Below are 15,933 nucleotides of genomic sequence, written 5' to 3'. Positions count from 1 at the left end.
TTAAAATAAACCAGTCAAGCAATGGCAAAAATTAACTTCGGCGGAGTTGAAGAAGAAGTCGTAACCCGCGAAGAATTTCCTCTTGAAAAAGCCAGAGAATTCCTCAAAGACGAAGTCATCGCCGTCATCGGTTACGGTGTTCAGGGTCCGGGTCAGTCGCTGAACATGCGCGACAATGGTTTCAATGTAATCGTTGGCCAACGGAAAGGTAAAACCTACGACAAAGCCGTTCGTGATGGCTGGGTGCCGGGCGAAACCTTGTTTGAAATCGAAGAAGCCCTCGAAAAAGGGACTATTATCTGCTTTTTGCTATCGGATGCCGCTCAGATTGAGCTTTGGCCGACTGTTAAAAAATACCTGACTGCCGGCAAAGCACTGTATTTCTCGCACGGTTTCGGCGTCACTTACAAAGACCAGACCGGTATTATTCCTCCCGATGATGTCGATGTATTCCTGGTGGCACCGAAAGGCTCCGGAACGTCGCTGCGCCGGATGTTTGTTGAAGGCAAAGGCTTGAACTCTAGTTTCGCCATTTATCAGGATGCCAGCGGCAAAGCCCGCCAACGGGCCATCGCCATGGGTATCGGCGTGGGTTCGGGCTACCTGTTCGAAACGAATTTCTATAAAGAAGTAACATCTGATTTGACCGGCGAACGCGGAACACTGATGGGCGCCATTCAGGGGATTTTTGCCGCTCAGTACGACGTGTTGCGCGCCAACGGTCACTCCCCCTCCGAAGCATTCAACGAAACGGTGGAAGAACTGACGCAGTCGCTGATGCCACTCGTTGCCGAAAACGGCATGGACTGGATGTATGCCAACTGCTCGACCACGGCCCAACGCGGTGCGCTCGACTGGTGGAAACCGTTCCGGGATGCCACTAAGCCGGTTTTTGAACAACTGTACAATTCTGTGAAAGCCGGTGAGCAGGCGAACATCTCGATCACCCGCAACTCGCAGTCTGATTACCGCGAAAAACTGGAAGAAGAACTGAAAGAATTGCGCGAGTCGGAAATGTGGCGCGCTGGTACGGCCGTTCGCAGTCTGCGTCCGGAAAGAAACTAAATTTAAGGATTTTGGGGCCGGGCTACTTTTTTGTGGTTGACATGGAGGGGACGTATTCTCCCTTTCTTGCGTAACTTTAATACCTGGTTTCAAACCGCAAAAGGGCGGCCCGACCCAAACTCTTAAATTACCGGAAAACCGGTCTTAACTTATTGTAACGTGGTAGAAGCGGAGAAAACAATCACCTTTCCGGACGTAGACAACATCTATCTGGCGGCTGAGCGATTGCGGGGTGTCATCGCGCACACGCCTTTGCAGGAAAATCTGAATCTGTCCGATAAATACGGTGCCACCATTTTCCTGAAACGGGAAGATTTGCAGGTCGTACGGTCTTATAAGATTCGGGGAGCGTATAATAAAATGGCCAGCCTGCCCGCCGAATCGCTGGCAAAAGGCGTGGTTTGCGCCAGTGCCGGTAACCACGCGCAGGGGCTGGCGTATGCCTGTCGAAAGATGGCCGTCAAGGGGATTATTTTCATGCCCACCACCACGCCCAATCAGAAAGTAAAACAGGTCAAACTGTTCGGGAAAGAGTTTGTGGAAGTGGTTTTGATTGGTGACACCTACGACGATGCCTACCATGCCGCGATGGAATACGTCGATACGCACGAGAGCATTTTCGTGCATCCATTCGACGATCTGCAGGTCATGGAAGGGCAGGGAACCGTTGGACTGGAGATTTTCAAGGATTCCAATTTCAAAATCGACTACCTGCTGATGGCCATTGGCGGGGGCGGACTGGCGTCCGGCGTATCGACGGTTTTTCGGCAGTTGAGTCCGAGAACCAAACTGATTGGCGTCGAGCCGCTGGGAGCACCCTCCATGAAAGTATCGATCGACGCCGGGCATATCGTCGCCCTGGACGAAATTGACAAATTTGTCGATGGGGCAGCCGTCAAACGTCCTGGCAACACGACTTTTGAAATATGCCGTCAAAACCTCGACCAGGTTATTCTGATACCGGAAGGCAAAGTTTGCACCACGATTTTGCAACTTTACAACGAAGATGCCATTGTGGCCGAACCTGCCGGAGCCTTGACGATTGCCGCTTTGGATTTTCTGAAAGACGAAATCAGAGGTAAAAACGTCGTTTGCCTGATTAGTGGAGGAAATAACGACATTACCCGGACGGAGGAAATCAAGGAACGGTCGCTGCTGTATGAAGGGCTGAAGCATTATTTCATCATCCGGTTTCCGCAACGGGCCGGGGCGATGCGCGAATTCCTGAGTGATGTGCTGGGCGAAACCGACGACATTACATTGTTTGAATATTCCAAGAAAACCAACCGCGAGCGGGGGCCGGCACTGGTCGGTATCGAGCTAAAACACAAAGCGGATTTTGCGGCCTTGCTGGAACGCATGCGCGAAGCCAAAATCCAGTTTGAATATTTGAACGACAAGCCGGATTTGTTTGAGTTTTTGATTTGAAATCGATTCAAGATGAAAACTACCGTTCAGACTAAAGAGCAAGCGATAGAACGAATTGAGTCCCATCAATCGGCTCTGAAACAGTTTGGAGCCGCTCGTTTAGGCTTATTTGGATCATTTGTCCGTAACCAGCAGAAAGACGATAGCGATATTGACTTTGTTGTTGAGTTTCAGGAAGGCAAAAAAACGTTTCGAAACTTTATGAGACTGGCTGATTATCTGGAATTGTTACTAAATCGAAAAGTTGATTTACTGACTTGGGAAGGAATGGCCAATTTTGTCAGGAAGGAAGTAGAAAAAGAGATCGAATATGTCCCGTTCAACGGTTGAATTTCTACGACATATTCAGCAAGAATTGACTTATATTCTGAATCGGTCTGAAAACCTGTCGTATGACGAATTTATTAACAACGACGATTTGACCCGAGCTTTCGTCCGAAGTCTTGAAATTGTCGGAGAAGCCTGTAAAAATATTCCTGATGAAATACGGTATACGTACCGTGAATTCGATTGGTCAGGTTTTGCCAAGCTGCGAGATCGACTTATTCATCAATACTGGGGGATTGACTATGAAATTATCTGGGATGCTATCCAAAATGAAATTCCAGATAATAAAGCCTGGATAGATTTTATTATCGAGCAAGAAGAAAGTACCTTATGAACCAGCCCACAACACTGTTTGATAAAATCTGGGACGCCCACGTCGTCAAGGCGATGAATGACGGACCGGATGCCGTTTTTATCGATCGCCATTTTATCCATGAAGTCACCAGCCCGCAGGCTTTCGATGGGTTGCGGAAGCGCGGCATCGGGGTTTTCAACATTGCGCGGACGACGGCCACGGCGGACCACAACGTGCCGACGAAAGACCAGCATCTGCCCATCAAGGAAGCGCTTTCGCGCCATCAGGTGGAAACATTGCGGAAAAATTGTACCGATTTTGGCATAGAACTATACGATCTGGGGCATCCATACCAGGGCATTGTTCATATTATTGGTCCCGAATTGGGCTTGACCCTGCCGGGCATGACCATCGTCTGTGGCGACAGCCACACCAGCACCCACGGTGCGTTGGGCAACATCGCGTTCGGGATCGGAACCAGCGAGGTGGAGCAGGTTCTGGCCACGCAGTGTATTCTGCAATACAAGCCGAAGCGGATGCGGATCAATATCAACGGACAACTGGGCAAAGGCGTAACGTCGAAAGACATTATTCTCTACGTCATTGCGCAAATATCGGCCAGTGGAGCCACCGGTTATTTCGTTGAATACGCGGGGGATACGATTCGCGGGTTGTCGATGGAAGCCCGGATGACGATCTGCAACATGAGCATCGAAATGGGTGCGCGCGGTGGACTGATTGCCCCCGATGAAACGACGTTCGAATACATTCGCGGCCGGCGGTTTGCCCCCCAGGGCGAAGCCTTCGACCAGGCCGTTGAACGCTGGCGGAAATTGAAAACCGACGACGGTGCCGAATTTGACGTGGAACTGAACTACAGAGCCGAAGACATCGGGCCGATGATTACCTACGGAACGAACCCCGGAATGGGGATTGCTGTGGACAGTCACGTACCAAACCTGAGCGAAATACCACAAAGTGAACTAGCGTCTTACACGAAGTCGCTGGCGTATATGGGCCTGGAACCGGGCATGGAACTGATCGGAAAACCGGTCGATTACGTCTTCATCGGTTCCTGCACCAACGCCCGGATCGAAGATCTGCGGACGGTGGCTGAGTTTGTGAAAGGCAAGACCAAAGCCGAAGGTGTGGAGGTCTGGATCGTGCCGGGTTCGGTGCAGGTCTCGAATCAGGCCAAAGCTGAAGGACTGGATCAGGTGTTTATCGACGCCGGTTTTGAACTTCGCGAACCGGGTTGTTCGGCCTGTCTGGGGATGAACGAAGACAAAGTTCCGGCGGGTAAATACTGCATTTCGACCTCCAATCGTAACTTTGAAGGTCGTCAGGGGCAAGGTGCACGGACATTCCTCGCCAGCCCGATCATGGCGGCTGCCGCAGCAGTGACCGGGAAAGTGACGGATGTAAGAGAACTGGTGTAATAGAAATTCAGAATGAGCAAAGAAACCATGCATAAACTCGTCTCGACGGCGGCTCCGCTGCCGATTGAGAACATCGATACGGATCAGATCATCCCGGCGCGGTTCCTGAAAGCCACCACGCGCGAAGGCTTTGGCGACAACCTGTTTCGCGACTGGCGGTATACGGCCGATAATACGCCCAAAGCCGATTTCGTGCTGAACAACCCAATCTACGCCGGTGCCAAAATCCTCGTTGCGGGGAAAAACTTCGGGATGGGTTCCAGCCGCGAACATGCCGCCTGGGCAATTCATGACTACGGTTTTAAAGTCGTCATCTCCAGCTTTTTCGCCGACATTTTCAGAAATAATTCCCTGAATAATTTCGTGCTGCCCGCCCAGGTTTCGGACGAATTTCTGGCAGAAATCTTCAAAGCCATCGAAGCCGATTCGCAAACCCAGATTACCATCGACCTGGTGAACCAGGAGATTGTGCTGGAAAACGGTTTGAAAGAATCATTTGCCATCAATGCCTATAAAAAACAGTGTTTGATGAATGGGTACGATGACATCGATTACCTGTTGAGTTTAAGTTCAGAAGTTAAAAAATTTGATCTAGCCCATGCTAATTTCTAATGAGTGAATGAGTGAATGAGTGAATAGCTTCGCGGGAAGCAGGTATTGGCGGAGCTATTCACTCATTCGCTCATTCACTCATTCGCTCATTGAAAGAGGAATGAAGAAACACATTGTAGTCATCGCCGGCGACGGCATTGGTCAGGAAGTAACCACCGTTGGGAAACAGGTTCTGGATCGCATTGCGGAGAAGTTCGGCCACGAATTCACGTACGACGAAGCGCTGATTGGTCACGCGGCCATCGAAGCCACGGGCAGTCCGCTTCCCGAAGAAACCATCACCAAGTCGAAGCAGTCGGACGCCATTTTGTTTGGCGCGGTCGGCCACCCGAAATACGACAACGATCCATCGGCGAAAGTCCGGCCCGAACAAGGCTTGCTGGGTATCCGGAAAGCACTCGGTTTGTATGCCAACCTGCGGCCCATCAAGTTGTTCGACGAACTGCTACAGGCATCGAGCATCAAACCGGAATTTCTGCAAGGTGCTGATATTCTGTTCTTTCGTGAGCTGACGGGCGATGTGTATTTTGGCGAAAAAGGACGGAAAGACGACGGAGATACCGCGTATGACCTGATGATCTACAGCCGCTACGAAGTAGAACGCATTGCTGTCAAGGCGTTTGATGCCGCTATGACGCGCCGTAAAAAACTCTGCTCGGTCGATAAAGCCAATGTGCTGGAATCGTCGCGACTGTGGCGCGAAGTGGTGCAGGAAGTGGCCAAACGGTATCCGGAAGTGGAAGTGGAACACCAGTTTATCGATGCCGCTGCGATGTTGCTCATCAAAGATCCGCGCCGGTTCGACGTGGTCGTGACGGGCAACCTGTTTGGTGATATTCTGACCGATGAAGCCTCACAGATTGCCGGTTCGATGGGGATGCTGGCGTCGGCGTCCATCGGCGACACCACGGGCTTGTATGAACCCATTCACGGTTCCGCGCACGACATTACGGGCAAAGGCGTTGCCAATCCGCTGGCGTCGGTGTTGTCGGCGGCTCTGATGCTGGAGATTTCGTTTGGTATGAAAGCCGAAGCCGAAGCCGTTGTCGATGCCGTCGATCAGGTATTGAAAGCCGGTTTCCGGACCCGCGACATTGCGGATTCCAACACTGCTGCCGACCTTATTTTAGGTACGGAAGCCATGGGAAAGCAACTACTTTCCAAACTTTGATTCAGCGAGAACACTCTATCCCAATTTACTCTTATTAACCATGAGCCAACGGATTTATATTTTCGACACCACCCTGCGCGACGGCGAGCAAGTGCCGGGTAGCCAATTATCTACCGAAGAAAAAATCGTGGTGGCGAAAGAACTGGAGCGTCTCGGCGTCGATATTATTGAAGCGGGATTTCCGGTTTCGAGCCCGGGCGATTTTCGGTCCATTGTTGAAATCTCGAAAGCGGTTACCGAACCGGTGATCTGCGCGCTTTCTCGAGCCAAAAAAGAAGACATTGATGCGGCCGGCGAAGCACTGAAATACGCCAAACGCAAGCGGATTCACACCGGCATTGGTTCGTCAGACATTCACATTCGGAACAAGTTCAACAGCACGCGCGATCAGATTGTGGAACAGGCCATTGCGGCTGTCAAACACGCCCGTACGTATGTGGAAGATGTGGAATTTTACGCCGAAGATGCCGGTCGGGCCGATCTGGCGTTTCTGGCCCGACTCACCGAAGCGGTGATCAACGCCGGAGCGACAGTGGTGAATATTCCGGATACGACGGGTTACTGTCTGCCGGATGAGTACGGAAATAAGATCAAATATATATACGAACACGTTTCGAACGTTCATAAAGCCATTATTTCCATTCATTGCCACAACGACCTCGGTCTGGCAACGGCCAACACGCTGGCCGGGATTCAGCAAGGCGCGCGACAGGTGGAAGTGACCATCAACGGCATCGGCGAACGGGCCGGAAATACGTCGCTGGAGGAAGTCGTGATGGCGTTGCAGGTGCATAAAGAATTGGGTTTTGAGACCAATATCAACGCCAAGCGGTTGTTCCCGGTGAGCCAGTTGGTGTCAGAAATGATGAATATGCCGGTGCAGGCCAATAAAGCCATTGTTGGCCGCAATGCCTTCGCCCACTCGTCGGGCATTCACCAGGACGGTTTTCTGAAACACTCGGAAAACTACGAAATCATGAATCCGCACGATGTCGGCGTTCCCGAATCGTCGATCGTGCTGACGGCCCGCAGTGGTCGTCACGCCCTGAAACACCGGCTTGAATTGCTGGGTTATCGGTATGACAAACCAACCCTGGACACCATCTACACGCGTTTCCTCGACATGGCCGATGTTCGAAAAGAGGTAAACGACAAGGATTTGATGGAACTGGTGCGCTGATAATTCATTGCTAACCGAAACCAACAGACACCTGCAAGGTCTTCAAGACCTGACAGGTTTTACAAAGGACAGGCAGGAAGCTTGTCCTTTTTTATTTTCTTTACCGAATGAACTACACGGAACTACAACTGACGCTTTCTGCCGATTATACCGACATTTTCATGGCCGAACTGGGCGCATTAGGCTTTGAATCCTTCGTGGAAACCGACGAAGGCCTGAATGCCTACATTTCTGAATCTGATTTTGATGAAACTGCGGTCCAGTCGGTTATCGATAAATACGCCAATCAAACCGCAATAGCCTATCAGATCAATTCGTTAGAAAAGAAGAACTGGAACGAAGAGTGGGAACGGAATTACCAGCCCATCGACGTGCAGGATCGGATTCGCGTTCGGGCGTCGTTTCACGAACCCGATGCCGGTTTTCAGTACGACATCGTCATCAATCCGAAAATGTCGTTTGGAACCGGCCACCACGAAACGACGGCGATGATGCTCGAACATCAACTGAGCGTCGATGCGGCCGGAAAAACCGTGCTGGACGTTGGCTCCGGCACCGGCATTCTGGCGATCTTGTCGGCTTTGCAGGGTGCTGAACGGGTGATCGCGTTTGACATTGAAGAGTGGGCCATTGAAAACGCCCGCGAAAATGCCGAACTGAACGGTTGTTCGCAAATCGACGTTTTTCAGGGCACGATTCATGAAGTAGATCCGGCAGAGCGGTTCGACATTGTGTTGGCCAACATCAACCGGAATGTGTTGTTGGAGGATATACCGGTTTACGTCCGGCTGATGAAACCGGAGAGTACGTTGCTGGTGAGCGGTTTTTACGAACAGGACGCACTGGATATCGAGGAAAAAGGATTGGCCGAAGGGTTGACGAAAATCGGGCAATTGTCCCAAAATAAGTGGGTTTCACTACGATTTATCAAAAGTACCCACGGACCGGCGGTCGATCCCGTTTAGGTTCCGGGTGCCGTACGGGAATGATGAGACAGGTATACAGCATTTTAGCGATATTTCTCCTGCTGGCAACGGCGGCAACGGCGCAAACGTTTAAACTGTCGGACAACCCCGAGCAGTTTCTGCCGGATTTACAGAAACTGATGAACGCGGGGGGAGCCTATTCCCAAAAGGTCGAAAAAAATCTCGAAACGTTATTCACCGAAAACCGGCTGTCGGCTCCGCAGAAAGAGCGCGTGATGGCGTTGAGCCGGAAAATGAACACCAAACGCTATCAGGCAGCCCAGCAGTTTGCGCCGTTTTACGAAGCACTGTACCAACTCATCGTTACCCAGCAGGTGAGCCCGGCCGAAGTCGACAATTACCTGACGATTGCTGAAAAATCATTTGAAAAATACGATGCCAAAAGCCTGACAAAAGTGCTGGAAACCGTCCGGTTATTTGCCGAAAAGCGGTTTCTGTACATCAATAACTACAACAAACTTTACGCCAACGGCGGCACGTTCACGCTTCGTTTAGCCGATCCAAACGGCAACGCATCCACATCAGCCGCCGACACGATTGCTTCGTCTAAAAAGCCGCAACCCACCAAACCGAACGATTCCGACGGCTGGGATTTGCCGCTGGATTCAACCGGCAAGGCAAGTCCGCTCATGTCGTGGTCGGAGCGAAAGCCGATTCCGGTGCTGAACGGGCCGGTTCTGGAAATCAAGGGCGCGGATTTGATCGTGACGACGGCAAATGACTCTGTCGTTTTGAAGAAAACCGATGGTGCCTTGCTGTTGAAAGACGGTGTTTGGGTCGGGAAAGGCGGTATGTTTTCGTGGGAATCGGCGGGGCAACCGGAGACGTTTGTGACGCTGGCCGATTACAGTTTTATGGTTAGCAATCCCAAAATCACGGCGGATGACGTGACGCTAACCTACAAGCCCCTCGCCAAACCGATCAAAGGAACCTTTGAGTTTGACAGCAAAAAGCGGGTGGCCCGGCAAGGACCGACCTACCCCCGGTTTATGTCGTGGTCCAACGACGTCGTGCTGAACAACCTGGGAAATGGCATCACCTACAAAGGCGGTATTGCACTGGCGGGAACGAAATTATACGGTTCGGCGGCCAATGGGCAATCGTCACTTTTGCAAGTCAGTTACAAGGGAAAACCGGCGTTCAAGGCCAGCAGCCGCCGGTTTGAGTTCGCCGATTCGATAATTTCCAGTCCGCTGGTTTCGTTTACCGGCTATATTGATGCAGTCGATACATTGTATCACCCCGGTGTCGCCTTCCGGTATGACCGCGAAACCGGTATTGCCCGTTTGAGCAAAGCCGAAAAATCGGGGTATTCCGACACCTATTTCAGCGATAGCTACCACAAATTCTACATCCAGCCCGAAATTGTTCGCTGGGATTTGCCGCGTCAAAAGGTTGATTTCTACCAGCTTGGTGCCAAAAAAGAAGTGCCGGTGCGGTTTGAATCGTTCGACTTTTTCTATCCCGAGCGGTATGCCGGGATGTCGGCCGACTTCGGCTTTCATCCGCTCCAACTGGCGGCCAACTACGTTACGGTCAAGAAAACCCAGACGTTTTTTGCCGATGATCTGGCCACCTATTCCAAGATTAGCCCGCCGGTGATGCGCAACGTGCTGAATCGCATGGTGGCACTGGGCTACATCGACATGGACCCCAAATCTGAAGAAATGCGCCTGAGCCGGAAGGGTGTTCTGTATGTTCTGGCGAATGCGCGCCGGAAAGATTACGACAACTTCCTGATCCGCTCGACCTACCCTTCTAACGACAGCACAACCAACGCAACGATTAATCTGAACGATAAATACCTGACCATTCGGGGCGTTGAACGGTTTAGCATCAGTGATTCATTGAAAATTACCGCTGTTCCGACGGACAAAACCCTGCGGATTGGTAAAAACCGGGCGTTTACGTTAACTGGGCAACTGAAATCCGGCAACATGCGGTATACGGGCAAGGAACTGGGGTTCAATTATGACCAGTTTTCGATGAACATGACCAAAATCGACTCGATTACCTTCACGCCACAAGGGAAGAATCAGGAGATTGGCGGTGATATTCAGTACGAAAAACCGGGTACGGTTTTCCTGGCCGACAAAGGCAATAAATCGGGGCGGCAGAAAGACAAAAAGACCACGCAACGGCTGCTGATGCCGGAAGGGATGACGGTTTATTTTAACCAGCCGAACCGGGGAAATCTGATTTACAACAAAAATGTCTACTTCAAAGTCCCGGCGGTGGACAACGACAGCCTGGGAAAAGGCGACATTGCGTTCGACGGGACGTTCTTCTCCGACGGGATTTTCCCGCCCATCAAAACCACGCTGAAATCGATGCCAGACAATTCGCTGGGCTTCGAACACGCGGCTCCGGCGGCCGGTTATCCGCTTTATGGTGGAAAAGGCAACCTGAAGTTTACCGGTAAACTGGTGATGGACCGGAAAGGGTTGCGGGCCGAAGGCGTTATTTCGCACCTGAACGCATCCTTACCGGCCAAAGATATTCTGATGACCCCGGATTCCGTTCTGGCGTCGGGCGAGTCGGGACAGATCAAAGAAGGGCTGGTGGGAAAAGCCTATTTCCCGGCGGTTAACCTAAAAAACTACGTCATGAAGTGGTTTCCCAAAGCCGACAGCATGAAAATTTCCACCAAAGCCGACCACTTTAGCTTTTACAACGGAACGACAAATTTGCAGGGCGATTTGCTGGTTCGGTCAGCCGGTTTGTTTGGAAAAGGCACGGTGAAACGGGCGGATTCGGAAGCACAGTCTGAAAACATCAAGTTTAACAAAGAAGGGTTTACGGCGGGCAATGCGCAATTCCGCGTCGTGGCCGATAAGCAGGGAACCGCAACGAAATCCATGTTGCTGGGCACGAAGGTCGATCTGGATTTCAATCAGGTGAAAGGCGTCGTGACCATCGCCACCAACAATGCGACAACCTCGTTCAGCGACACCCTGCTGTCGAGTCTGGAATTCCCGAATGCCGCTTATAAAACGTCGATCAGCAAAGCGCAGTGGAACATCGCGGCCAAAACCATCACGATGAAAGCAGCCAAAACATCCACCTTTACGGCTACCGCGGAGGAACAGGAAGGACTGACGTTCAATGCCACATCGGCGGTGTATGATGTGGAAAAAGCGACGCTGAACATCAGCGGGGTGCCATACGTAACCTCCGCCGACGCCCGGATTTACCCGGAAAAAGGCTTGATTACCATCAAACGGAACGGGGAGATGCTGCCGCTCAAGAATGCCCGGCTGGAACTGGACACGACCAGCCTGTTCCACAAATTGAAAGGCGGTAACATTCAGGTGCAATCACGCACCCGGTTTTCCGGGGAAGCCGTGTATCAGTTCGCTGCTGCCAAAGGCGACACAGCCAGCATCAAGATGGGGAGTTTTGAACTGAAAGAAGCCGCTCCGGTGGCGCTGGCATCGAATACCCGAAGTGTCGGACGAAAAGGAAAAAATGGCAATGAACTGGCCAAAACGTATTATACCGTGGCCCGCGCCGACGTCGACGAACGGGATAATGTAACGCTGGCTCCCAAGGTAGCGTTCAAAGGCAGCATCACGATGATGGCGCCTGAGCAGGATCTGAAATTGGAAGGGGCGATTAAAATTGCGCTGAAAAAACGGGCCAATCTGGTCAGTGACTGGATTCCAATGAAGGAGAAAATTGGCGAAACCTTCAGCATCAAAGTCGATCAAACGCTCAAAAATGACGGCAATCAGCCCTTGACCGCCGGTTTGCATTTCCGGGGTGGGGGCACCGCCGGGCTGTATCCGACATTTTTATCGATGAAAGAAAGCGATAAGGATGATGATTTATACCGGGCAACCGGTGTCATGACCTACGACGAGAAAGACAAGGTCTTCCGGATTGTGAAGAAGGATGCCGCCGGGCTGGAAGATGTCGAAGGGGCATTTACGTTCAACGATGCCACGGGGGTAATGAATTTTCAGGGACCGGTTAACGTCATGAATACCGGCATGACGGGCTCGGTGCCGAACAACTTTGTTTTTGCCGCGGGCACCGGCCGGGCGCAGGTCGATAGTTCGACGTTGCGGTTGAATGCGCTGGTCGGTTTTGCGCTGCCCATTCCACAGCCGGTGAACGCGGCCATTGCCGAAAAGATGGTGAAAGCCAATCTGGACGAAAAGAACGACGAACCCGCCGACGACGACCTCGACCGGTTAACTGCTAAACTGGCCGCCATTATCGGTCAGAAAGCGACGGATGTGTACCGCACCAAAGCGCAAAACCAGCACGTTTCGATTACGCAGGCTGCACCCAAATTTGTGGCTTCGCTGGTGCTTTCGAATGTCAATCTGCGCTGGTCCGACAAATACAATGCACTCTACAGCACCGGGCCGATTGGGGTTTCCAATATTGATAACGTCGATATCAACGCAGAAATGGAGGGTTTTGTCGAAATTCGGAAGAGCGACGGGGGCGATGAAGCGACGATTTATCTGGAAGCCTCGCCGGATGTCTGGTACTACTGGGATTACAAATCGTCGGGGGGCGCAACGGCCCAACTGGCGCTGTTGACGTCGGATCAGGAACTGAACGACCGCATCATGGCGGGCGGCAAAGCGGGAAGCAAGGCCATTTCCATCATTGCTGCGGACGTGTTCGAAAAAACGCAGTTTACGGACCGGTACATGGATCAGTACAAAACCAAAGAAAAGCCCAAACCGCAACCAAAAGCTGCGGCTGGCGCAAAAGAAGCGCCTAAAAAAGTGGTTGAAAAGAAAAAGGAAAAAGCTGATGAGAAAAAAGAAGGGTTCTGATCAGATTTTCTCGCCAAAGGCCAGGTCACCGGCATCGCCCAAACCGGGAATGATGTAATAATGCGCATCCAGCCGCTGATCGATGGCTCCCAGCCAGAGGTGACACTGCGGCATTTTGTCCTGCACATACTGGATGCCTTCGGGGCTGGCCAACACGGCGGCAATATGCGTTTTGGCGGGTGTTCCAAACCGCAGCAGCGCGTGATACACCTTCTCCAGCGACCGGCCGGTTGCCAGCATCGGGTCCATCAGAATGACGGTTTTGCCGCTCAGATCGGGGCTGGAAATGTAATCCATCGCCACTTCAAAATCTTCACTCGTTGGTAGATAACCGCGATACGCACCAATGAAGGCGTTTTCGGCCCGGTCGAAATAATTCAGAAATCCCTGGTGGAACGGCAGGCTCGCCCGCAGAATGGTGGCCAGAACCGGCGGTTTTTTGATCAGTGGTGTAGACGACACGCCCAGTGGCGTTTGTACGTTCACGACCTGAAACGACATCGACTTGGATATTTCGTAGGCCATCAGTTCTCCCAGCCGTTCCAGATTGCGCCGAAAACGCATCGGATCTTTCTGAATGGTTACATCGCGGAGTTCGGCAATAAATTGGTCGGCAAGAGAAGGATGGTCGGCGAAAACAAACATAGGGGCTTTTTCAGTGTAATTTAAAGGGAATGTGTCGGATAATCCAAACCCTTTCCCTAATTTGTGCATTGAAATAAGAAGATGTTATTTAGGGTACACCGTCCACACGGTTGCCAGTGTGAAGCTTCCAATGAGGACTATTTTTACAATCGGGATAGCTTTTGTTTTACTGGCGTCGGTGTCGGCGCAAGGTCAAAGTCAAAAGATACCTTTAAACAGTGATTATTACCACCTGATCGACCGGCTTGAAATCAAACAGGGCCGGTGGACGAGCGGTTTTCATAGTTCGGTAAAACCGTATAGTCGCCAGGCAGTCGTTCAATTAACCGACAGTATTCTGGCCGATCCCTTTGTTCGGTTATCCCCGGTAGACCGTTCCACCGTCCGCTACCTGCGCGACGATAGCTGGGAATGGGTTCCCAAAGTTTATCCGGATTCTCTCCCTCTTCTACAGGAACGAACGGCAGAATTGCACGCGGGTCAGAAACGGGCAGGCGACAGCAAACGGGCTTTCAGTGCGTTTTATAAGAAAAAAAATGACCTCTACAGCTACGAAAACGAGGATTATGATATTCACGTCAGTCCGGTGGTCAACTTTAGCTACGGCGTCGAAACCAATTCCGGAGCGGTGGGTTCGTCAGTTAATCCCTACGTTAATTCAAGAGGAGTTGAAATTCGCGGGAGCATTCGCAAACGCTTAAGTTTTTACACATTCCTGTCTGATAATCAAGTGCTGTTTCCCCGGTATATCTGGGAATATGGAAGTCAGTATACAACCAATTTCAATGAAGGTTTTGCCCCCAACGAAGGCTTTGCCAAACTAATTGCGACCCGCCATGCGCCCTATGGCGGAGCAGATTTTTTGTCGGCCCGGGGATACATTACCTTCAATGCCTTAAAAATCATCAATATTCAGTTTGGCCACGACCGGAATATCTTTGGCAATGGGTATCGTTCCCTGTTTTTATCGGATAACAGCTCTCCATACCTTTTTCTCAAGATCAGCACCCGGTTTGGGCGGTTTCAATACACCAACCTGCTGACCGAGTTTCAGAACAGCCAGAAACCGGCCGGTGCGTATGAAGAACTGAATCCGCAAAAATACACGGCGATTCACCACCTGAGTGTCAACATTGGCGAGCATGTCAACATTGGCCTCTTTGAAGCGGAAGTATTCAGCCGGAGCCAACTGGAATTGAATTATTTTAATCCCGTTATTTTCTACCGTTTCATTGAATCGTATCGGGGCAGTGCCGACAATGCGCTGGTTGGCCTGGATTTCAAAGCCAATTTTGCCGGTCATTTTCTGGCTTATGGTCAGTTGATGTTAGATGAGTTCAAGATTAGTGAACTGCGGGCGAGAAATGGTTCGTGGGTCAATAAATTCGCGTTTCAAACGGGCCTGAAGTACATCGATGCCTTCGATATTCCGAATCTTGATTTGCAGGCCGAAATGAATCTGGCGCGGCCTTATACCTATTCCCACCGTTCCGGCCAAACCAATTATGTGCATTACAATCAACCGCTGGCGCATCCGCTCGGGGCCAATTTCATCGAAGGCCTGGCCATTGTGCGCTACCAGCCCCGCGATCGCTGGAATCTGACCGGGACGTTTGGCGTCATGAAGTACGGGGCCGATCCACCGAACTACAATTATGGCGGCAACCTGCTGAAACCGTATGAAAGCCGGGTGGAGTGGCCGGGCCAGGCCGTGGGATCGGGCCACCACATCGCTCAGGGGCGTAAAACCCTGGTTACCTACGCCGACGTACGGCTGTCGTTCATGTTGAAACACAACCTGTTTGTCGATTTCCAGCAGCTCGTTCGAAAAAGCGACAGCCAGGCCGACCGGCTGAAGTACAATACGTCGTCGACCTCTCTGGCCCTCCGCTGGAATCTGCCCTACCGAACCCTGGTTCTTTAAAATGAATTGGTTCGTACGGTTTCCGGTCGTTATTTTACCGGAAACTGTACCAACGGATTAACCCT

At 51.4% G+C, this 15,933-nt stretch carries 12 protein-coding genes; 11 read left to right on the top strand and 1 reads right to left on the bottom strand.

Annotated features, from left to right (window positions below):
* The first annotated feature begins 21 nt into the window (after nt 1–21).
* From ilvC to DUE52_RS19480, 10 genes are all read left to right on the top strand, one after another.
* Nucleotides 22–1,065, top strand: a complete 1,044-nt coding sequence (gene ilvC, locus DUE52_RS19525) for a ketol-acid reductoisomerase (protein WP_114407722.1) — start codon at nt 22–24, stop codon at nt 1,063–1,065.
* Nucleotides 1,066–1,224: 159 nt separating this feature from the next.
* The gene (ilvA, locus tag DUE52_RS19520) at nt 1,225–2,493 is read left to right on the top strand and encodes a threonine ammonia-lyase IlvA (RefSeq protein ID WP_114407721.1); all 1,269 of its coding nucleotides are present in this window, start codon (nt 1,225–1,227) and stop codon (nt 2,491–2,493) included.
* A gap of 12 nt (nt 2,494–2,505) precedes the next feature.
* Nucleotides 2,506–2,823, top strand: a complete 318-nt coding sequence (locus DUE52_RS19515; protein WP_114407720.1) for a nucleotidyltransferase family protein — start codon at nt 2,506–2,508, stop codon at nt 2,821–2,823.
* The gene (locus DUE52_RS19510) at nt 2,804–3,154 is read left to right on the top strand and encodes a HepT-like ribonuclease domain-containing protein (RefSeq protein ID WP_114407719.1); all 351 of its coding nucleotides are present in this window, start codon (nt 2,804–2,806) and stop codon (nt 3,152–3,154) included. Before DUE52_RS19515 ends, DUE52_RS19510 begins: the two co-directional genes overlap by 20 nt.
* Nucleotides 3,151–4,554 (top strand): 3-isopropylmalate dehydratase large subunit, encoded by a 1,404-nt coding sequence (gene leuC, locus DUE52_RS19505; protein ID WP_114407718.1) that lies wholly within the window; start codon nt 3,151–3,153, stop codon nt 4,552–4,554. Before DUE52_RS19510 ends, leuC begins: the two co-directional genes overlap by 4 nt.
* 12 nt (nt 4,555–4,566) lie before the next feature.
* Nucleotides 4,567–5,166 (top strand): 3-isopropylmalate dehydratase small subunit, encoded by a 600-nt coding sequence (leuD, locus tag DUE52_RS19500; RefSeq protein ID WP_114407717.1) that lies wholly within the window; start codon nt 4,567–4,569, stop codon nt 5,164–5,166.
* Nucleotides 5,167–5,266: 100 nt separating this feature from the next.
* Nucleotides 5,267–6,337 carry a 3-isopropylmalate dehydrogenase gene (gene leuB, locus DUE52_RS19495; protein WP_114407716.1) on the top strand — a complete coding sequence of 357 codons (1,071 nt, stop codon included), beginning with the start codon at nt 5,267–5,269 and terminating at the stop codon, nt 6,335–6,337.
* Nucleotides 6,338–6,377: 40 nt separating this feature from the next.
* On the top strand, nt 6,378–7,517 hold the full coding sequence (locus DUE52_RS19490) for a 2-isopropylmalate synthase (RefSeq protein ID WP_114407715.1): 1,140 nt from the start codon (nt 6,378–6,380) through the stop codon (nt 7,515–7,517).
* 107 nt (nt 7,518–7,624) lie between these two features.
* Complete coding sequence (gene prmA, locus DUE52_RS19485; protein WP_114407714.1) at nt 7,625–8,482, top strand: 50S ribosomal protein L11 methyltransferase; 858 nt, start codon at nt 7,625–7,627, stop codon at nt 8,480–8,482.
* Nucleotides 8,483–8,502: 20 nt separating this feature from the next.
* Nucleotides 8,503–13,299, top strand: coding sequence for a hypothetical protein (locus tag DUE52_RS19480; RefSeq protein ID WP_229312230.1), 4,797 nt, complete (start codon nt 8,503–8,505; stop codon nt 13,297–13,299).
* On the opposite strand, the gene upp is transcribed toward DUE52_RS19480, so the two are convergent.
* Nucleotides 13,300–13,944: a uracil phosphoribosyltransferase gene (gene upp / locus DUE52_RS19475; protein WP_114407713.1), complete on the bottom strand. Its 645-nt coding sequence runs from the start codon at nt 13,942–13,944 to the stop codon at nt 13,300–13,302.
* 130 nt (nt 13,945–14,074) lie between these two features.
* Between upp and DUE52_RS19470 the strand changes: the two genes are divergently transcribed.
* The gene (locus tag DUE52_RS19470; RefSeq protein WP_114407712.1) at nt 14,075–15,868 is read left to right on the top strand and encodes a hypothetical protein; all 1,794 of its coding nucleotides are present in this window, start codon (nt 14,075–14,077) and stop codon (nt 15,866–15,868) included.
* The last annotated feature ends 65 nt before the right edge of the window (nt 15,869–15,933 follow it).

It is taken from the genome of Larkinella punicea, assembly GCF_003334855.1.
Taxonomy (GTDB): domain Bacteria; phylum Bacteroidota; class Bacteroidia; order Cytophagales; family Spirosomataceae; genus Larkinella; species Larkinella punicea.
The sequence above is the reverse complement of the archived record's forward strand: the minus strand, read 5'-3'. Positions and strand labels throughout refer to the sequence as shown.

Coding starts and splice junctions, on each gene's coding strand:
- leuC (WP_114407718.1), top strand. CDS start 3,151: ATGAACCAGCCCACAACACTGTTTGATAAAATCTGGGACGCCCACGTC.
- leuD (WP_114407717.1), top strand. CDS start 4,567: ATGAGCAAAGAAACCATGCATAAACTCGTCTCGACGGCGGCTCCGCTG.
- prmA (WP_114407714.1), top strand. CDS start 7,625: ATGAACTACACGGAACTACAACTGACGCTTTCTGCCGATTATACCGAC.
- upp (WP_114407713.1), bottom strand. CDS start 13,944: ATGTTTGTTTTCGCCGACCATCCTTCTCTTGCCGACCAATTTATTGCC.
- leuB (WP_114407716.1), top strand. CDS start 5,267: ATGAAGAAACACATTGTAGTCATCGCCGGCGACGGCATTGGTCAGGAA.
- DUE52_RS19480 (WP_229312230.1), top strand. CDS start 8,503: ATGATGAGACAGGTATACAGCATTTTAGCGATATTTCTCCTGCTGGCA.
- DUE52_RS19510 (WP_114407719.1), top strand. CDS start 2,804: ATGTCCCGTTCAACGGTTGAATTTCTACGACATATTCAGCAAGAATTG.
- ilvC (WP_114407722.1), top strand. CDS start 22: ATGGCAAAAATTAACTTCGGCGGAGTTGAAGAAGAAGTCGTAACCCGC.
- DUE52_RS19515 (WP_114407720.1), top strand. CDS start 2,506: ATGAAAACTACCGTTCAGACTAAAGAGCAAGCGATAGAACGAATTGAG.
- DUE52_RS19490 (WP_114407715.1), top strand. CDS start 6,378: ATGAGCCAACGGATTTATATTTTCGACACCACCCTGCGCGACGGCGAG.
- DUE52_RS19470 (WP_114407712.1), top strand. CDS start 14,075: ATGAGGACTATTTTTACAATCGGGATAGCTTTTGTTTTACTGGCGTCG.